Below are 18,536 nucleotides of genomic sequence, written 5' to 3' on the forward strand. Positions count from 1 at the left end.
CGTCCGTTAGAGAAGATGCAGAGGTACACCAATACTATCGTCGTATAGAATTTAAACTTTAATTTAACTCGCGCTTAACGAAGGGCTCCGGTCAGGAACCTGTTGTAAATCCGGATCATTTTTATGAGGAAGGTCAACATGAGCAGCATTGATAAAAGCGGGACGTACGCGCTCGGTACGCGGACGGTTAAACGACTGGGGTACGGCGCGATGCAGCTTGCCGGACCGGGCGTATTTGGCCCTCCGAAAGATAAAAATGCCGCGCTGGAGGTGTTACGCGAAGCCGTGGCGGCGGGGGTGAATCATATCGATACCAGCGATTTTTATGGTCCCCATGTGACCAATCAGCTGATCCGCGAGGCGCTTCATCCGTACCGGGACGATCTCACTATCGTCACCAAGATCGGGGCCCGCCGCAACGATAAAGGCGCCTGGCTGCCGGCCTTTTCCGCGCAGGAGCTGACTCAGGCGGTGCATGATAACCTGCGTAATCTGCAGGTGGATGTACTGGATGTGGTGAATCTGCGGATCATGTTTAGCGCTCACGGCCCGGCAGAAGGATCGATTGCTGAACCGCTTTCCACCCTCGCAGAGTTACAGCAGCAAGGGCTGGTACGCCACATTGGTCTGAGCAATGTCACGGCCACTCAGGTTGCGGAAGCGCAGAAGATGGTGCCTGTTGTCTGCGTGCAGAACATGTACAACATAGTGAACCGCGGCGACGATGCGCTGGTGGATTTACTGGCGCAGCAGGGGATTGCCTATGTGCCGTTTTTCCCATTGGGCGGCTTTACGCCACTGCAATCCAGCGATCTGCAGGCCGTCGCGGATTCCCTTGGCGCAACCGCGATGCAGGTTGCGCTGGCATGGCTGCTGCAACGTTCCCCGAATATTCTGCTGATCCCCGGCACCTCTTCCGTGGCGCATCTGCGGCAAAATCTCGCAGCAGGAGAACTGCAACTGCCGCCTGACGCTCTGGAAACGCTGAATACGCTGGTAGGCCGATCGTTGAACTAAATCCGTTCAAACTTCAATACGTTCGGCTTCACCGCCGGAAAGCATCTTGATCCTGGCCCATAATCCGTAATGCTGTATTTATATACAGTATTACGGCAGGAAAGCATTTATGGGCACTCTCTTTTCTTATCACTCTAATCAAGTCATTGAATTACCTCTCTTTCTGGAGCGCGTCGCCTGCGGCTTCCCCAGCCCGGCGCAGGATTATGTGGAGGATCGTCTCGATCTTAACCGGCTGGCGGTCAGGCACCCCAGTGCGACCTACTTTATAAAAGTGAGTGGTGACTCGATGATTGGGGCTGGGATCGGCGACGGCGATCTGCTGGTGGTCGATCGTTCGTTAAATGCCGAACATGGGGATATCGTCGTGGCGTCGGTTGCCGGTGAGTTTACGGTGAAAGAGCTACAGACCCGTCCGGTTTTGAGGTTGCTGCCGCATAATGCCCGCTATCAGCCGATTACCTTCCAGTCAGAAGAGGAGCTACAAATCTTCGGCGTTGTCACTCACACCCTCAAAACGTATAAACATGTTCGCACTGGTTGATGTGAATAGCTTTTATGCCTCCTGCGAGAGGGTGTTTCGCCCCGATCTGGAGGGCAAACCCATCGTGGTGGTCTCGAACAACGACGGCTGCATTATTTCGCTGTCGCGGGAGGCCAAACAGTTCGGCATAAAAATGGGTGAGCCCTACTTTAAATTCAAGGAGAAGGGTTATCCGGCGCGGGTGTATGTTTTTAGCTCGAACTATGCGCTGTATGCCGATCTCAGCAGCCGGGTGATGCAAACGCTGACCGATCTTGCTCCGGCAATTGAGATCTACTCGATTGATGAAGCCTTCGTGAACGTGTCGGGCGTCAGCCGCTGCATGTCGCTGGAGGCTTTTGGCCATCAGATGCGCAACCAGGTCGCTAAAAATACGGGGTTGACCGTTGGGGTCGGTATTGCCCCGACCAAAACGCTGGCGAAGCTGGCCAACTATGCGGCGAAGCGGTGGTCTGCCACCGGCGGCGTGGTCGATCTATCGGATCGCGAACGGCAGCGTAAGCTGCTGGCGAAGGTGCCGGTAGAGGAAGTGTGGGGTGTCGGGCGACGCATCACGAAAAAACTCAACGCCATGGGGATTACCACGGCGCTGGAGCTGGCGGAAGCGTCCTCCTGGGTCATTCGCAAACATTTTAACGTGGTAATGGAACGCACGGCGCGCGAGCTTCGCGGTGAGCCTTGTCTTGATCTGGAAGAGTTTACCCCGACGAAGCAGCAAATTATCTGTAGTCGTTCGTTTGGACACCGTATTACGCAATACGAAGAGATGCACCAGGCCATTTGTGCCTACGCGGAGCGTGCCGCCGAAAAACTGCGCGGCGAGCATCAGTATTGCCGCTTTATCAGCGTGTTTGTGCGCACCAGCCCGCATGCCGACAACGAAATTTATTACGGCAACCAGGCCTCAGTCACCCTGATGACACCCACTAATGACACGCGCGATATCATCCGTGCTGCCACGGAGGCGCTGGGGCGTATATGGCTTGACGGGTATCGCTATATGAAAGCGGGGGTGATGCTGGCGGATTTTTTCAGCAGCGGCGTCGCCCAGCTGAATTTGTTTGATGATAACCGCCTGTGTGCCAATAGCGCAGCGCTGATGGAGATAATCGACAGCGTAAACCATTCCGGCAAAGGGAAGATATGGTTTGCCGGGCAGGGGATTGAGAAATCCTGGGCGATGAAGCGTGAGATGCTGTCACCGGCGTATACGACGCGGTACGCAGATTTGCCGGTGGCAAGGTAGGATATTGTCATAAACGATCGCCGCGTTATACTCACGGCGTTAATAAGAATGTATGACGGGGCAGGGATATGTACGAGAGCCTAAAAATGATATCAGTCGCGCTGCCCCTCATTGCGCTTTTCATCCTGTTAAGATTTGTTGTCAGACGTATTCGTCAGGCAAAGCGCCTTATTTCAAATCATAACGGGATGAAAAAGATATCTGCTAACCCCTCAATTTTTGGCGGGAATGCAGGTAAAACATGGTTTTATGATGACCAGTTTTTATATGAAGTTAAAAACAACGCCACCCGTAAGATTGCGCTGGCTACTATCATTAAAATCGGGCCGGGGAATATCGAGATAAATAGCCGACGGGTCTGGATTGTTATTTACCGTGACGGTGCTAATGAAAAGCAGGTGCAGTTTTATAACAATCTCACCCTCTGGAATCATAACTTCACGGCTTTTCTGGCCGCGATAAAAAGTGCCAATCCGGACGCTGTCGTTAAAGAGCGCGCAATCCTCAATTTGTGAAAAAGGACCGCAGACCGTCACGGCCGCGCATCCGCCAGTTCATAACACAGCGCCCCAATCCGCTCCACGGCATTCAGCAGACGGGGCGTCGGTTCGTTTGCGCAGTTTAGCCGCAAAAAGTGAGACAGCTCTGCGGCAGGGGAAAACAGCGGGCCGGGGCTGACGCCAATACCCAGCGCCAGCGCGCGACGATGTACCTCCAGCGCGTTGACCTGCAAAGGAAGTTCTACCCACAGCAAGTAACCCGCGGCGGGCGCGTTAACACGCGTGCCGGGAGGAAAACTTGCCTCGACTCGCGCCACGACGGCGTCTATTCCCTCCGCAACGCGACGCTTGAGCCGCCGCAGATGGCGATCGTAATCGCCGCTCGCCAGGACTTCGCTGGTTGCGGCTTCCAGCAGCGGAGCGCCTGCCCAGTCTCCGGCCATGCGGGCCTGTAAAACCTGCGGAAAGTAGCGTCCGGCGGCAATCCAGCCGATTCGCCAGCCGGGCGCAAGCGTTTTAGACAGGGAGCTGCAATAAATGACATTTCCACTCTGGTCGAACGCTTTACAGGCTGGAGGACGTTGCCCCTCGCCGACAAGATCGCCGTAAACATCATCTTCAATGAGAGGAATATCTGCCGCGTCAAGCAGGGCAACGAGTTCCTGCTTACGCGTGACGGGCATACTGGCGCCCAAAGGGTTTTGCACCGTAGGGGAGGCCAGAACGGCGGCCGGGCGGTGGCACCGAATGGCGTCCGCCAGCGGTTCCAGCAGCAGGCCCTCAACAGGATCGGTGGGGATCGCTAAGGCCTTCAGACCCAAATCCTCCAGCAGCAGGAGCGTACCAAAGTAGGCTGGCTGCTCAATCGCCACCACATCACCGGGCTGGCACACGGCTCGTAGCGCAAGGCGCAACGCCTGCGTCGCACCTGCGGTGATAATAAGGTCATCCGCGCTGAAACGGGCTCCCCACTGTGCAGAACGCGCGGCAATCTTGCTTCGCAAATCACGCCTTCCCGGCGGCAGGCTATAGCTCTGACCGTGCGCGTCCAGACGTCGGCCCGCGGAGTGCAACGCCCGCTGTAGCGTCTCGCCCGGCAGCCACGCAGGATCGGGCAGGGCTGCACCCAGAGGCACCAGACGGGCTTCTGAACTGCTGAACAGCGACCGGGCCATAGTCGACAGGGTGACGGGAACCGGGCCTGGCGGAGAACGAGAAGGCTCCACAGGCTGCGGAAGGCTTGTCTGGTGGATGTAATAACCTGAACGCGGACGTGCAACAATCAGCCCCTCGGCCTCAAGGCAGCGCAGCGCTTCCAGCGCCGTCGGAAGACTGACATGCTCGCGTTCGGCCAGTTTACGCGCGGAGATAATCTTGTCACCGGCTCGCAACGCGCCAGACGTAATTGTAAGACGCAGCATATCCGCAATACGGCGATAGTGAGGAGAGGACGGGGATGGGGCAGACATGGTATCTGTTCAGGCTAATTTTCGATAAAACTGACTATACAGCCAATAATGCACGCCATCTATAGTGTCCGACATGTTCAGGACAAGGAGGCATTATGCACAGCGATATTTTTGATATTTTCACGTATTTCAAACGCATAAACTACACCGGCCCCGCGGCTGCCGATACGGGTACCCTGCATGCGCTTATGCGTCATCAGCTTTTTGCAATCCCGTTTGAAAATCTGGATGTACAGGCGGGGAAAATTGTCTCGCTGGCACCTGACGATATTGCCGATAAGCTGTTAACACCGGGGCGCGGCGGCTACTGCTATGAGGTGAACGGGCTGTTTGCCATGGCGCTGGAGGCGTTAGGTATTCCTTACCGTTTTGTGGCGGCACGCCCGATGTTCTACCCCGTACGGCGGCCAAAAACCCATATGGCGTTAATTGCTGAGGTGGAGAGCCGACAGTGGCTTTGCGACCTCGGGTTTGGCAGCTATGGCATTCGTGCGCCAATGGCTCTGGATACGCTTGATGTTGATATCGCACAGGATTTTGACACGTTCCGGCTTAGCCGCAGCGCTGAGGGCGAATATCTGCTTCAGGCGAAGGTGGCGGGAGAATGGGCCCGTCAGTACGGCTTTGATCTTACGCCACAGGAGTGGATTGATTTCGTTCCGGCCAACTACCTTAACTCCACGCACCCGGATGCCATTTTTGTGCAGAAGCGTGTGGTGGTGCAGCATCGACCGGAGGGACGCGAGATTTTACTGGGGAATATGCTGAAAACCATTACGGCGAAGGGCACGGAAACCCGGCAGCTGGCGGAGGACGACATCCCCCGTATTCTGAAAGAGCGTTTTGCGTTGATCGCGGCGTAAAGCAGAAGGGGGCCTGTGCCCCCTGAGCCTCACGCACCGCGGTTGAAGCATTACTTCTTCTTGTTCATCATCGCTTTTAAATCGGCAAACGGGTTAAACGTGGCGACGCCCACGTCTTTTTGCGCGTCTTCCCCGGCGACCACGGTGGTACCGTACTGATCCGCTTCGGTGTATTTCGAATGTTCGTGATCGTGGCAAAACAGGCACAACAGCTCCCAGTTACTGCCATCTTCCGGGTTGTTGGTATGGTCGTGATCGATGTGGTGAACCGTCAGTTCGCGCAGATTGGAATAGACAAACTCGCGCGAGCAGCGTCCGCATACCCAGGGATAGATTTTTAACGCTTTTTCGCGATAGCCACTTTCAAGTCTCGCGTAGTTTTTGGGGATCAGAGCCATTGCTGGTTTTACCTGTGATAAAAATAGTGGGCCAATATATCCCATCAGGCACGGTAAATGTACAGGACCTTCCTCCGCTAGAGCGAGAATGTGCCTTCAAGCGTCATCACGCAATTTCCGCCAACGCGAACCACCGCCTCTCCCGACGAGGCATCGTATCCCGCGAACAGCACGCTTGCTCGTCCCATATCAACGCCCTGACTGACGTTAAGATTAAGCGTCGTTTTATTGCGGTGCAACGCCAGTAGCGCTGTCGCAGCGGCAGTCGCGCTGCCTGTGGCAGGATCTTCTGTCATGCGGGGAGTAAACATGCGGGCCTGCACATCATGAGGTTCATCAGCATTCGTATCCAGGGTGTAGGCATAGAGGGAAACGGCGCCATCCAGCGGTAAGGTCGCGCGAAAACCCTGTAAATTCGGCACGCATCGACGAAGCGCCTCACGAGAAGCCAGCTCGGCTATCAGAAAGGGCAGACCTACCGACGCGACCACAGGCCTATGTACCTCGGTACGGATATCTTCCGTGTTCAGGGATAAGCAGGCAGCCACGCTTTCCGGGCTGACTTCAGAGCGGCACGAGAGTGCCTCAGGCACCAGGAGTTCTGCGCCAGTGACCGTATCGTTGTCGCGCAACAGGCGAACGGGCACCACACCGGCTATTTCCTCGAAGTGTAGCGTATCAGGCAGGCGCTGATGATTCATCGCGGCGTAATGGGCAAGCACGTAAGCCGTTCCAACATTCGGGTGCCCGGCGAAGTGGATCTCGCGCGAGGGCGTAAAGATTCGCACGCGTGCTGTATGGGAAGGATTGTCTGGCGGCAAAACGAACGTGGTTTCGCTGTAGCCAAATTCAACGGCGACCTGCTGCATTTGTGCTTTGTTCATGCCTTGAGCATCGAGTACGACGGCAACAGGGTTACCCAGAAACGGAGTATCAGTAAAAACATCCGCAACAACATAGCGTCTTTTCATTTTCTGTCCGATGTAAAAGTCCTGATATAGAGATGTAACGTTAAATCAAACCGATAACCAGCCGTTTTTCACCCGACGGACCTGAAAAAAATTCAATCAATTTATTTGAATCATTCCGTTAAAGAAACGCCATTTATTCTCCACAGGTAATGCGTACAGTAGGGAGAACGCAACGCATTATCAGGACACAGGATTATGAAAAAGATCGGCTTTTTATCGTTTGGTCACTGGACGCCTTCTCCGCAGTCCGGCACGCGCTCGGCAGCAGACACCCTGCTGCAGTCCATCGACCTGGCCGTGGCGGCCGAAGAGCTGGGGGCGGACGGCGCCTATTTTCGCGTGCACCACTTTGCTCGTCAGCTGAGCTCTCCGTTCCCTCTGCTGGCCGCAATTGGGGCCAAAACGAAAACCATCGAGATCGGTACTGGCGTGATTGATATGCGCTATGAAAACCCGATGTACATGGCCGAGGATGCCGGTGCGGCGGATCTGATTTCCGGCGGTCGTTTGCAGCTTGGCATCAGCCGGGGCTCCCCGGAGCAGGTCATTGATGGCTGGCGTCATTTCGGCTATGTCCCGCAGGAAGGGGAAAACGAATCAGATATGGCACGCCGTCATACCGAGGTGCTGCTTGAGGTTCTGCGCGGCGAAGGATTTGCAAAGCCGAATCCACAGCCGATGTTTCCTAATCCACCGGGGCTGCTGCGACTGGAACCCTATTCCGAAGGGCTGCGCGAGCGTATCTGGTGGGGCGCCGGTTCGAATGCGACCGCAGTATGGGCCGCTAAGCTCGGCATGAATCTGCAAAGTTCTACGCTGAAAGACGATGAAACCGGTGAGCCGTTCCATATTCAGCAGGCAAAACAGATCCGCGCGTACCGCCAGGCGTGGAAAGAGGCAGGGCATACGCGTGAGCCGCGCGTGTCGGTCAGCCGCAGTATTTTTGCCCTGATGGACGACCGTGACCGGATGTACTTCGGTGCCAGCCGCAACGACAGCGATAGCGTGGGGTATCTTGACGAGAAAACGCGCGCGATCTTCGGACGCAGCTATGCCGCGGAGCCGGACAAGCTTATCGAACAGCTGAAAAAAGACGAGGCGATTGCGGAAGCGGATACGTTACTGTTGACCGTACCGAACCAGCTCGGTGTGGATTACAATGCGCATGTGATTGAGTCCATTCTCAAACATGTCGCACCGGCAATGGGCTGGCGCGAGTAGTCGACGCGCTGGGATAAGCCCCGTCGCCGCACGTGGCGTGAATCTTCATTTGTAACTATTCGGGCGCTTATCGCGAAGACAGGAGGATCTATACATTCCTCCTGTCAGCGCTATTTCTGGCTCATATCGCTCAGCAGCACGGCGATGCTTTGTCCGCCCTCGGTCTGTTCCAGACCAATCTTCACAATGATGGTCAGCGGAACGGAGAGCAGCATACCGACGGGACCGAGCAGCCAACCCCAGAAAATCAAAGACAAAAAGACGACCAATGTGGATAGCCCCAGCCCGCGTCCCATCATCCGTGGCTCAAGAATATTGCCGAACAGCAGGTTAATGGCCAGATATCCGGCCAGCAGAACCAGCGCATCATACAGCCCGCTGAAAACCAGCACCTGAAGGATAGGGGGGATCGCTGCCAGCACGGAACCGATGTTGGGAATGTAGTTGAGCGCGAAGGCCAGTAATCCCCAGACGAACGCGAAGCGGACGTCCAGCGCCAGCAGCATCACCCAGACGACACCACCCGTAACCAGGCTAATGGCGGTTTTCAGCACCAGATAGCGTGAGACGCTGTTCAGCGCGCGTTGAATCGCCCCCATGCCCTCAACCGGACGGACCATTATCTGCTGCAGCTTTGCCGGCAGTTGAGGCACCTCCAGCAGCATAAACACCACCGTTAAAAACAGCAGGAAAATGGAGGTCATGGCATTCGAAAGCTGCGCCAGCAGGCTGGTGACGATCGTCATGGCCGCATTGGGGTCGATATATTTAAGGAGTTCCTCAACCGAGACTTCAATACCTGCGCGTTGCAGCCAGGGTTCAAGCTGCAGCAGCGGTATCGCCAGCGACGATCGGTACTTCGGTAACGTGCGCGCCAGTTCATTCAGCGAGGTGCCGAGATAGGCAACCAGTAATACCATGGCAACAATAATCACGCTGATGAGCAGGGTAATCGCCAGCACGCGCGGGATGCGTAGCCGCGTCATGCGCCGTACCAGCGGGTTAAGGATCACCGCAATGAACAGCGCCAGAATAAAGGGCACGATGATGTCGGCTGCAAATCGCACGCCCGTCAGTATGATCACCAGCATGCCCAGCATGATGACAATTTTTAACCCGTTCAGGGTAATAATGGGTTTAGCCATGGTGACTCCGAAATACGCTTTTTATTTATAATAAAGGTGAAACGCGTTGCAATAAACTAACCAAAATCAAACGGTGTGGGTAAAGAATTGCAAAGACTTTGAGTAAAATCCTGGCTTATGGTACAAATTTAGCGTGTTTAACTACCGAGGACAATTTTCATCCGCAAAGACGAGAAGCAACAACGCGGATAATTGTAATTTTATGGACAATGTGTTCAGGACGTATTCTTCAAACAACACCGCTGTATTTTTCACCTCCTTCTGCCTGGTTGCTGGTGAGCAACACTGGCGCACCGCCCTATAGTTATCTCTTCTGCCTGAGCTGGCGCTACGCGCTTAGCTGTCTGATTTAATTTCATATTTTTTTTGGTTTGCCGCATGCGGCGGGCCACGATGGATTATATTCTCAAGCAGGAGAAAAACATGTTTTACTGGATTTTACTCGCTCTGGCTATTATCGCTGAGATTACCGGCACGCTGTCGATGAAGTGGGCGAGCGTCAGCGATGGCAATACCGGTTTTATTTTAATGCTGGTGATGATTTCACTTTCCTATATTTTCCTCTCATTTGCGGTGAAAAAAATTGCGCTGGGTGTGGCGTATGCGCTGTGGGAAGGGATCGGTATTTTATTGATTACACTCTTCAGCGTCCTGATATTTGACGAAACATTAACAACAATGAAAGTCGCCGGGTTAACGACGCTGGTCGCGGGTATTGTGCTGATTAAATCAGGTACCCGTAAACCGACCAAACAGCAGAAGGAGCAGAACCATGCAACAGTTTGAATGGGTTCATGCGGCCTGGCTGGGTTTCGCCATCGTGCTGGAAATTTTCGCCAACGTTCTGCTGAAATTCTCCGATGGTTTTCGTCGTAAAGTGTATGGCCTGATGTCGATAGCCGCGGTTCTGGGGGCGTTCAGCGCCCTGTCGCAGGCGGTCAAAGGTATCGATCTTTCGGTGGCCTATGCGCTGTGGGGCGGTTTTGGTATCGCCGCCACCCTTGCCGCCGGTTGGGTACTGTTCGGCCAGCGGTTAAATAACAAAGGCTGGATAGGACTGATATTACTGCTGGCGGGTATGGTCATGATAAAACTCGCCTGATAACCCGGTAACCCTTTTTCACCCGCAGCCGCGCTGGCTTACTCTTGAGCCAGCGCTTCCAGCTTATCGCGAAAACCGGTGACGGATAAGGCCCGGTTATCGGCTCGCCATCGGTCTTTCGCCGCCGGAGCGGAGCTTTGAACACCAATCAATTGCCAGCCGTTATCGGTTTTCAGCATCAAGGGCGAACCACTGTCACCCGGTAACGTATCGCACTGGTGCGACAGCACGCTGGTTTGTGCCCAGCCCGTTACAACACAGTCGGTATGGGTGTAAAGCGCATCCAGATGATCGACCGGGTAGCCTGACTGCGTGACTTTACGGTCGGCGGCTTTCAGCGCGGCGGTGAGCGCCGCTTTATCTCCGTCGAATAACGGCAGTGGCGTAATGCCTGAAGGCGGGTAGCGCAGAATGATCAGGCCAAAATCCCATGACGCTGCCGCGGGCGGCACTATCCAGCCATCACCATCCGGTTTCAGTCGTTTACCCAGAGAAGGATCAACCCGGCCTTCGATGCCGTGGATTTCGTAGCGCCAGACACCTTTTTGCGACACAAACCGTAAGGCTACCGCTTTGTCTGGCTTTCCGTTAGGGGGTGTCAACAGGCAGTGGCCTGCCGTCAGGGCTAATTGCGGGGTGATCAACGTCGCGGTGCACAGGTTGCCGCTGGCGGTTTCCAGTTGTCCAATAGCATCCCAGGGGGCCTGTGTTGGGTCGGTGACGCGAGTACGATCGTCATGACCGAAAAAAAGCGTCTTAAGCTCTTTCGCGCTAATGGCGTCATCGCCGCCATCATCCGCCTGTGAAAATCCAGAAAAAAGACCAAACGTTCCCAGCAACAACACAACAGATTTACGCATATCACACTCTGGTGGGGGTAATTATGATTATTAAAAGTGAACCCTATGAAAATACTATAGACGGGACAGCACGAAAGTGGGAGTAAAATCAGCGTGCTACAATCAGGAAAGATAAAAATGGCTTGCGATGAGCGCGCATAAAATAAGCAGGATCAGAATGAGCTCAAACCGATAGCGTCGCAGCATACGCCCTCCGGATAAAAAAAACGGCGCAGAACCTTTTCCGGTTCAGCGCCGGTTTACCAACGTGCCCCGAAGGGCACGGTTAAGCTTGTACCTTACGCAGCTGGCTGAGCAGCTGGTTTAGCAGCTTCGTGTTTTACTGCTTTTTTGTGATGCTTTTTAGCGGCCTGGGCTTTCTGCTCTACAGCAGGTTTAGCGGCTTTTTTATGGTGCTTTTTAGCGGCCTGGGCTTTCTGCTCTACAGCAGGTTTAGCGGCTTTTTTGTGATGCTTTTTAGCGGCCTGGGCTTTCTGCTCTGCAGCAGGTTTAGCGGCTTTGTGGTGTTTTTTATGATGTACAGTTTTTGCTGGCGCAGCAGTGGTCGTTGCAGTTGGCGCAGCGGCCGCTGGTGCAGCAGTGGTTTCAGCAGCAAACGCAGCAGAAGACAGACCCATAGCAGCGGCAACAACCAGAGCTAATACTTTTTTCATGTTCATACCCTCGAATTTGGTTTTTCATTTAACCCCACTGCGGGGCCGTTGAAATAACTATATCCCTGTAAATTCGAGGTTTCCGTGAGTGATTGGTATCGGCGTGTAACCATATGTACAACGCCGGGGGAGTCTCCCCGGCGTTGTTATTACAAATAGCGCGAGGTGAGATGTTCGCGGAAGTAGCGGATATTCAGATCTTCGCCCGTTGCCTGGGTGATTAATTGCGACGTGCTGAAGCGGCTGCCATGCTGCCAGATGTTCTGACGCAGCCACTCAAACAGGGCCGAAAAATCGCCCTCGGCGATAGAGGCCTGTAGCCCCGGCAGGGCGGTTTTTGCGGCATGGAACAACTGTGCAGCATACATAGCGCCCAGCGTGTATGACGGGAAATAACCAAACCCACCGTCGGTCCAGTGGATATCCTGCATACAGCCGTTGCGATAGTTGTCTTTGGTTGATAACCCGAGCCAGGCCTGCATTTTTTCATCCCACAGGGCGGGAATATCGTCCACCTCGATCTCGCCGTTAGTCAGCGCACGCTCAATTTCATAGCGCAGCACCACGTGGGCCGGGTAGCTCACTTCGTCTGCATCAACGCGGATGTAACCTGGCTTCACGCGCTGGTTCCAGGCGATAAAGTTCTCTTCGCTGAAGGCGGCCTGGCTACCAAAGCGGGCGTGAACGGCAGGGAGCAGATGCTTCAGGAAAGCCTCGCTGCGTCCCAGCTGCATTTCAAAAAACAGGCTCTGAGATTCGTGGATGGCGGTTGAACGCGCCAGCGCCACGGGTTGTCCTGCCCAGGCTCGCGGCAGGTTTTGCTCGTAGCGCGCGTGTCCGGTTTCGTGGATCACGCCAAACAGCGCGCTGAGCAGCTCGTCCTCGTCATAGCGCGTGGTGATACGCACATCTTCCGGCACGCCGCCGCAGAACGGGTGGGCACTGACGTCCAGACGACCGCCGTTAAAATCGAAGCCGAGCATCTTCATGGCTTCCAGTCCGAGTTCACGCTGGGTAGCCGTCGGGAAAGGGCCTTGTGGCGGGACGAACGACCGCTGAGCCTGTTTTTCCACCACGTTCGCCAGCAGGTCCGGCAGCCAGGTTTTCAAATCACCAAACAGCACGTCCAGGCGCGCGCTGGTCATGTCCGGTTCGAAAATATCCAGCAGGGCATCGTACGGGGTACAGCCTTTGGCCTCGGCGCGAAGACGGGCTTCTTCACGGCTGAGTTTGACGACGTCTTTTAGATTGGCGGAAAAACCCTGCCAGTCGTTAGCGGGGCGCTGTGTACGCCAGGCGTGCTCACACTTGCTGCCCGCCAGCGATTTGGCTTCAACCAGCGATTCCGGCAGTAGGGTCGCCTGCTGGTAGTGGCGCGTCATTTCACGCAGGTTAGCCTGTTCGACGTCATTCAGATCTTCCTCTGCCGCTGCGGTCAGCCAGTCGCCCACTCTTTTATCGGTAAGGAGCTGGTGCTGCAGGACGCTCATTTCCGCCAGCGCTTCCCCGCGCGCGGCACTGCCGCCGGGCGGCATCATGGTAAACATGTCCCAGCTGGCGATGGAGGAGAGATGCGAGAAGCGGGAGAGGCGCTGGAAGGTTTTCACAAGTGACTGATAGGCGGATGGATTTTGCAATTCTTATTTCCTCTTGCCAGGGATGTGTTTCAGGGAGCATACAATGAAACAGGCCAAATTCCCCAACATTTCCTCCGTGGAAACCGTCTTCCGGAAGTCCGGGAGACGGTTCTCAGTGGGCACTTATGCCTTATCACGCATAACCTGTTGCAGGATCGCCAGCGCCTGGGTGAACTGGGCATCCGGAATGGTCAACGGATAAAGGAAGCGGATCACGTTTCCGTACTGGCCGCAGATCAGTAACAGCAGGCCCCGGGAAAGTGCCTTTTGCTGAATCGCCTGCGCGATGGCGGCCGACGGTTCACGGCTCTCGGGATCAAAAAACTCTGCCGCAATCATCGATCCTCTTCCTCTAATCGCCACGAGCGCAGGGAAGGTACCCTGAATCTCCTCCAGCGTGGCGCTCAGTCGATCGCCCAGGTGACAGGCGCGCGCGCACAGTGACTCGTTGTCGATAATATTCAGCACCGCGTGCGCGGCGGCCACCGCAAGCGGATTGCCTGCATAGGTTCCCCCGAGTCCACCGGGGGCTGGTGCATCCATGATCTCAGCGCGGCCCACCACGCCGGACAGCGGCATTCCGCCTGCCAGGCTTTTAGCCATCGTCATCAGGTCAGGCTTGTCAGCGTAGTGGTCCATGGCAAACAGCTTACCGGTACGGGCGAAACCGCTCTGCACTTCATCGGCAATCATCACGATCCCGTGCTCATCACAGATGCGGCGGATGGCGGCCACCAGCTCTGGCGGCGCGACGTTGAATCCGCCTTCACCCTGAATGGGTTCAAAAATAATCGCCGCTACCTGTTTCGCCTCAATATCTGCTTTGAACAGGCGCTCTATCGCCGTGATGGCATCCTGCGTCGTGATGCCGTGCAGCTCGGAGGGATACGGTACGTGATAAACCGACCCGGGGAAGGGGCCAAATCCCAGCTTATAAGGCACGACCTTGCCGGTTAACGCCATGGTCATATAGGTTCGGCCGTGAAAACCTCCCCCAAAGGCAATCACGCCAGGCCTGCCGGTGTGGGCCCGGGCGATTTTAATGGCATTTTCCACCGCTTCCGCGCCCGTCGTGAAGAACGCGGTTTTAGCCGGGCCCTGTACCGGGGCCAGCTCGTTAAGTTTTTCGGCCAGGGAAACGTAGCTTTCATACGGCACAATCTGGTAGGCCGTGTGGGTGAACTGGTGCAGCTGTTTTTCCACTGCGGCCACCATTTCAGGATGACGATGGCCGGTATTCAGTACCGCGATCCCGGCGGCGAAATCAATATAGTCATTGCCTTCCACGTCGGTAAGCGTGGCATTCTCCGCCGTGCGGGCAAAGAAATTACACATTACGCCTACGCCGCGCGGGGTGGCCGAAAGTCTGCGCTGATGAAATTCCTGGTTACTCATGTCAGATACCCTTTTGTCGAAATGATCAAACGCCAAGACGATCGCGCAGGCTGTAATACGCCGCGCCCATCGCCGTAAATGGAATCCGCAGGCTGCGACCGCCCGGGAAGGGGTAGTGCGGGAGGTTGGCAAACGCATCAAAGCGCTCTGCGTCACCGCGCAGCAGTTCCGAAATCAGCCGTCCGGCCAGGTGGGTGCAGGTCACGCCGTGGCCGCTGTAGCCCTGCATGTAGTAGATGTTTTTATCCAGACGACCAAACTGCGGCATGCGCGACAGGGTCAGCAGGAAGTTGCCCGTCCAGCGGTAGTCGATTTTGACCCCTGCCAGCTGAGGGAAGGTTTTCAACAGCTTTGGCATCACCAGACGCTCGACATCGTCCGGATCGCGCGCGCCATAGACTACGCCACCGCCGTACAGTAGTCGGTTGTCGGCGGTGAGACGGTAGTAGTCCAGCAGGTAGTTGCAATCTTCAACACAGTAGTTATTGGGGATTAGCGTGCGGACGACCTCTTCCGGCAGTGGGGCGGTGGTCACCACCTGGGTGCCGCAGGGCATGCTGCGTTTTGCCAGTTCTGGTTCGACCTTATCGCCCAGATAGGCATTTCCGGCGACGATCACATAGCGGGCCGTCACCTGACCATGCTGCGTGCTTACCACGGCCGGGCTGGTGTGCTGAATGGCGGTCACCGGGGATTGTTCATACACACTCCCGCCGTTAAGGCGAATGGCGTCCGCTTCGCCGATCGCCAGGTTGAGCGGATGAATATGTCCCCCGCTGCGGTCCAGCAGCGCGCCGGTATAGCGTTCGCTGTCGACTTCCCGGCGGATCGCGCTGGCATCCAGCAACTCCAGCTGCGTGTTGCCGTAGCGTTCCCAGTTGGCTTTTTGCTCTTCCAGCGTCTCCAGCTGCTTATGGTTCAGGGCAACAAACAGCCCGCCGGGACGATAGTCGCACTGGATCTGATAGCGCTGAATACGCTCCCGGATGATTTCCCCGCCTTCAAACATCATGCTCCCAAGGACTTTGGCAGCATCGGGGCCATAGTTTTTCTCAATCACGTCGATATCGCGGCTGTAGGAGTTAACCAGCTGGCCGCCGTTGCGTCCGCTGGCACCGAAGCCGATGCGCGCCCCTTCAAGGAGCACCACGTCGTAGCCCATTTCAGCGAGATGCAGTGCGGAGGAGAGGCCGGTATAGCCGCCGCCTACCACGCACACGTCACAGCTGATTGATTCGCTAAGCGTCGGGAATGGTTCGTACGCGTTCGCGCTGGCCGAATAATAGCTGGTGGTATGTTCGGTCATGATTGAGGCTCCAGGGCAATCCAGATGGTTTTCAGTTCGGTAAATTTTTCCAGCGCGTGCAGAGACTTATCGCGGCCGTTGCCGCTCTGCTTATAGCCACCAAACGGTACGGTCATATCCCCGTCGTTATAGTTATTGACGAAGACCGAGCCTGCTTTCAGGCGACGGCTCATGCGGTGTGCGCGGGAGAGGTCGCGGGTCCATACCGCCGCGCCAAGCCCATATTCACTGTCGTTGGCCAGCGTTAAGGCTTCCTCTTCGGTTTTAAAACGGGTGACGACCAGAACAGGCCCGAAAATCTCTTCCCGGCACAGCGGGGAGGCAGGGTCGATGTCGACAAAAATGGTTGGACCTACCGCAGAAGGCCAGGATTGTGCCCGCCCGTCCAGCAGCAGCGTACCTTTCCGGGCGCCCTCGCGAATAAACGTGTGAACGGTATCGGCGTGCGCGGCGTCGATGAGCATTCCCATCGTGCTGTCGGGATCGAGCGGATCGCCCGGCTGCCAGTGGCGGGCCTGCGATTTCAGCTTTGCCAGAAAGTCATCGGCGATGCTCTCCTCAAGCAGCAGGCGGGTCCCGGCGATACACACTTGCCCCTGGTTATAAAAAATCCCGGCGGCGGTCGCGCTCACGGCCTTGTCCAGGTCCGGACAGTCGGCAAAGACAATGTTGGCGCTCTTGCCGCCAGCCTCCAGCCAGACGCGCTTCATGTTGCTTTCGCCTGCGTCCTTCAACAGCTGCTTGCCGGTACGGGTAGAGCCGGTAAACGTCAGCACCTCAACGTCCGGATGCAGGGCCAGTGCCTGGCCCGCCTCGTGGCCGTAACCGCTTATCACATTCAGCACGCCGTCCGGCAGGCCCGCCTCTTTCGCCAGCCCGGCCAGCCGCAGGGCGGTGAGGGGCGATTTTTCGGACGGTTTCAATACCACGCTATTGCCCGCGATCAGCGCCGGGCCCAGCTTCCAGCAGGCCAGCAGCAGCGGGAAGTTCCAGGGAACGATGGCGGCGACAACCCCGATCGGTTCGCGCACAATCATCGCCAGCTCGTCCGGACCCGTAGGCGCCACTTCGCCGTAGACTTTATCCGCCGCTTCGGCGTACCAGCGAATGGCGCGCACCGCGCCGGGAATATCGTCGCGCAGGCTGTGGCGGATGGGTTTACCGGTGTCCAGGGTTTCCAGTAAGGCCAGCTCTTCGCCGTGGTGTTCCATCAAATCGGCGAACTTATTGAGAACGTATTTGCGCTGCGCCGGTGACGCCTGCGACCAGTCGCCACGGTCAAATACCTCACGCGCAGCCTGAACCGCGAGGTCTACGTCCGCCTGCTTGCCCCGGGCCACATTCGCCAGCGTCTGACGGGTTGCGGGGTTGACGGTTTCAAACGTGGCCTTATCGGCGGCGTCACAATAGGCACCGTTAATAAATAACCGGGTCTCAATGGCACTGTTTTTTGCTTTATCCTGCCAGTAAGTCAGGTGCTGAAAATGCATATTCACTCCTTTCTTTCGCAATCAGATAAATAAAGGCATGGCCGTTTCAGGCAATACGAAGCCGTGAGGCATCCCGGGGATTAACCCGTAAAATGCCGACATTGATCGTTTTTATTTGCCCCGGCGTAAGTCTTTACGCCGGGGCTGAGTGGTCATCAGAACGTGGTGGGGGTGTGGGCACTGATAATGCGGCAGATGCCTGCCGAGGTATTGCTGAAGCTGTGCGGTATGCCGGTATTAATGGCATAGCTTTGCCCCGCAACCAGGTGATAAGGCTGGCCATTAATGGTCAGCACAATTTCACCTTCCAGTATCGTACCGATCTCCTCACCCTGATGTTTGATCCTCTCTCCGGTCGTGGTTCCAGGCTGGTAAGTTTCAAAAATCATCGCCAGCGTACGGTTCGGATTTCCGTTGTGAACCAGCTTCATCGAAACCCCCTGACTGCCTATTTCGATAAGGTCTTCCTGATTAATAACCACTTGCGGTTCATCAGGTTTTTCCGGTTCCGAAAAGAATTCCGAGAGCGACAGCCCATAGACTTTCAGCAGCTTCTGAAGCGTACTGATGGCAGGACTGACTTTATCCTGCTCGATGGTGCTGATGGCACTGTGTGTTAACCCAGACAGTTCGGCGGCACGCCGCTGCGAGAGACCCAGTTGCTGGCGGATCTCAGACAGACGTTTCCCTGGCGCCAGTCCGTCATCGCTCATAGTTGC

General features: G+C 55.9%; 20 protein-coding genes. 9 read left to right on the top strand and 11 right to left on the bottom strand.

Features of this window, described 5'->3' with window-relative positions; genetic code table 11:
- Positions 1 to 138: 138 nt before the first annotated feature.
- The 4 genes from ACOTYN_RS02530 to ACOTYN_RS02545 all read left to right on the top strand — a co-directional run bounded on the left by ACOTYN_RS02530 (position 139) and on the right by ACOTYN_RS02545 (position 3,322).
- A complete protein-coding gene (locus tag ACOTYN_RS02530) occupies positions 139 to 1,017 on the top strand; it encodes an aldo/keto reductase family oxidoreductase (RefSeq protein ID WP_023337208.1) in 879 nt (292 codons plus the stop codon).
- Between the two features lie 109 nt (positions 1,018 to 1,126).
- Entirely contained in the window at positions 1,127 to 1,561 is a 435-nt protein-coding gene (gene umuD / locus ACOTYN_RS02535) for a translesion error-prone DNA polymerase V autoproteolytic subunit (protein WP_014883613.1), read from the top strand.
- Positions 1,545 to 2,807 (top strand): translesion error-prone DNA polymerase V subunit UmuC, encoded by a 1,263-nt coding sequence (umuC, locus tag ACOTYN_RS02540; RefSeq protein ID WP_014883614.1) that lies wholly within the window; start codon positions 1,545 to 1,547, stop codon positions 2,805 to 2,807. The genes umuD and umuC overlap by 17 nt, the downstream gene beginning before the upstream one ends.
- A gap of 68 nt (positions 2,808 to 2,875) precedes the next feature.
- Positions 2,876 to 3,322 carry a hypothetical protein gene (locus ACOTYN_RS02545; RefSeq protein WP_047344101.1) on the top strand — a complete coding sequence of 149 codons (447 nt, stop codon included), beginning with the start codon at positions 2,876 to 2,878 and terminating at the stop codon, positions 3,320 to 3,322.
- Between the two features lie 17 nt (positions 3,323 to 3,339).
- Here the strand turns inward: ACOTYN_RS02545 and ACOTYN_RS02550 are convergent, their stop codons facing one another.
- Positions 3,340 to 4,776 carry a PLP-dependent aminotransferase family protein gene (locus ACOTYN_RS02550; RefSeq protein WP_252070565.1) on the bottom strand — a complete coding sequence of 479 codons (1,437 nt, stop codon included), beginning with the start codon at positions 4,774 to 4,776 and terminating at the stop codon, positions 3,340 to 3,342.
- Between the two features lie 95 nt (positions 4,777 to 4,871).
- Between ACOTYN_RS02550 and ACOTYN_RS02555 the strand changes: the two genes are divergently transcribed.
- Complete coding sequence (locus tag ACOTYN_RS02555) at positions 4,872 to 5,639, top strand: arylamine N-acetyltransferase family protein (protein ID WP_071922285.1); 768 nt, start codon at positions 4,872 to 4,874, stop codon at positions 5,637 to 5,639.
- 50 nt (positions 5,640 to 5,689) lie between these two features.
- Here ACOTYN_RS02555 and yajD read toward each other — a convergent pair whose 3' ends face one another.
- Positions 5,690 to 6,037: an HNH nuclease YajD gene (gene yajD, locus ACOTYN_RS02560; protein ID WP_006808895.1), complete on the bottom strand. Its 348-nt coding sequence runs from the start codon at positions 6,035 to 6,037 to the stop codon at positions 5,690 to 5,692.
- A 77-nt stretch (positions 6,038 to 6,114) separates the two neighbouring features.
- The gene (locus ACOTYN_RS02565) at positions 6,115 to 7,008 is read right to left on the bottom strand and encodes a PhzF family phenazine biosynthesis protein (RefSeq protein WP_071922284.1); all 894 of its coding nucleotides are present in this window, start codon (positions 7,006 to 7,008) and stop codon (positions 6,115 to 6,117) included.
- A gap of 195 nt (positions 7,009 to 7,203) precedes the next feature.
- Between ACOTYN_RS02565 and ACOTYN_RS02570 the strand changes: the two genes are divergently transcribed.
- Complete coding sequence (locus ACOTYN_RS02570) at positions 7,204 to 8,229, top strand: LLM class flavin-dependent oxidoreductase (protein ID WP_014883619.1); 1,026 nt, start codon at positions 7,204 to 7,206, stop codon at positions 8,227 to 8,229.
- A gap of 110 nt (positions 8,230 to 8,339) precedes the next feature.
- On the opposite strand, the gene ACOTYN_RS02575 is transcribed toward ACOTYN_RS02570, so the two are convergent.
- Entirely contained in the window at positions 8,340 to 9,374 is a 1,035-nt protein-coding gene (locus ACOTYN_RS02575; RefSeq protein WP_071922283.1) for an AI-2E family transporter, read from the bottom strand.
- 133 nt (positions 9,375 to 9,507) lie between these two features.
- On the opposite strand from ACOTYN_RS02575, the gene ACOTYN_RS02580 reads away from it, so the two are divergent.
- The 3 genes from ACOTYN_RS02580 to mdtI all read left to right on the top strand — a co-directional run bounded on the left by ACOTYN_RS02580 (position 9,508) and on the right by mdtI (position 10,476).
- Complete coding sequence (locus tag ACOTYN_RS02580) at positions 9,508 to 9,678, top strand: hypothetical protein (RefSeq protein WP_086527785.1); 171 nt, start codon at positions 9,508 to 9,510, stop codon at positions 9,676 to 9,678.
- Between the two features lie 119 nt (positions 9,679 to 9,797).
- Positions 9,798 to 10,160: a multidrug/spermidine efflux SMR transporter subunit MdtJ gene (mdtJ, locus tag ACOTYN_RS02585; protein WP_014883621.1), complete on the top strand. Its 363-nt coding sequence runs from the start codon at positions 9,798 to 9,800 to the stop codon at positions 10,158 to 10,160.
- A complete protein-coding gene (gene mdtI, locus ACOTYN_RS02590; RefSeq protein ID WP_014883622.1) occupies positions 10,147 to 10,476 on the top strand; it encodes a multidrug/spermidine efflux SMR transporter subunit MdtI in 330 nt (109 codons plus the stop codon). The genes mdtJ and mdtI overlap by 14 nt, the downstream gene beginning before the upstream one ends.
- Positions 10,477 to 10,514: 38 nt before the next feature.
- On the opposite strand, the gene ACOTYN_RS02595 is transcribed toward mdtI, so the two are convergent.
- The 7 genes from ACOTYN_RS02595 to puuR form a co-directional block, all read right to left on the bottom strand.
- The gene (locus ACOTYN_RS02595; RefSeq protein WP_014883623.1) at positions 10,515 to 11,336 is read right to left on the bottom strand and encodes a trypsin-like serine peptidase; all 822 of its coding nucleotides are present in this window, start codon (positions 11,334 to 11,336) and stop codon (positions 10,515 to 10,517) included.
- Between the two features lie 278 nt (positions 11,337 to 11,614).
- Positions 11,615 to 11,989 carry an acid resistance repetitive basic protein Asr gene (gene asr / locus ACOTYN_RS02600; RefSeq protein ID WP_014883624.1) on the bottom strand — a complete coding sequence of 125 codons (375 nt, stop codon included), beginning with the start codon at positions 11,987 to 11,989 and terminating at the stop codon, positions 11,615 to 11,617.
- Positions 11,990 to 12,138: 149 nt separating this feature from the next.
- Positions 12,139 to 13,626, bottom strand: coding sequence for a carboxypeptidase M32 (locus tag ACOTYN_RS02605; protein ID WP_071922282.1), 1,488 nt, complete (start codon positions 13,624 to 13,626; stop codon positions 12,139 to 12,141).
- Between the two features lie 123 nt (positions 13,627 to 13,749).
- A complete protein-coding gene (puuE, locus tag ACOTYN_RS02610) occupies positions 13,750 to 15,021 on the bottom strand; it encodes a 4-aminobutyrate transaminase (protein ID WP_071922281.1) in 1,272 nt (423 codons plus the stop codon).
- 25 nt (positions 15,022 to 15,046) lie between these two features.
- Positions 15,047 to 16,327 (bottom strand): FAD-binding oxidoreductase, encoded by a 1,281-nt coding sequence (locus ACOTYN_RS02615; protein WP_332956327.1) that lies wholly within the window; start codon positions 16,325 to 16,327, stop codon positions 15,047 to 15,049.
- Positions 16,324 to 17,817, bottom strand: coding sequence for an aldehyde dehydrogenase PuuC (gene puuC, locus ACOTYN_RS02620; RefSeq protein WP_332956330.1), 1,494 nt, complete (start codon positions 17,815 to 17,817; stop codon positions 16,324 to 16,326). Before puuC ends, ACOTYN_RS02615 begins: the two co-directional genes overlap by 4 nt.
- Before the next feature lie 155 nt (positions 17,818 to 17,972).
- Positions 17,973 to 18,530 (bottom strand): HTH-type transcriptional regulator PuuR, encoded by a 558-nt coding sequence (puuR, locus tag ACOTYN_RS02625; RefSeq protein ID WP_013096835.1) that lies wholly within the window; start codon positions 18,528 to 18,530, stop codon positions 17,973 to 17,975.
- Between the last annotated feature and the right edge of the window lie 6 nt (positions 18,531 to 18,536).

The organism is Enterobacter cloacae complex sp. IR5458 (assembly GCF_049238025.1).
Lineage (GTDB): Bacteria > Pseudomonadota > Gammaproteobacteria > Enterobacterales > Enterobacteriaceae > Enterobacter > Enterobacter kobei.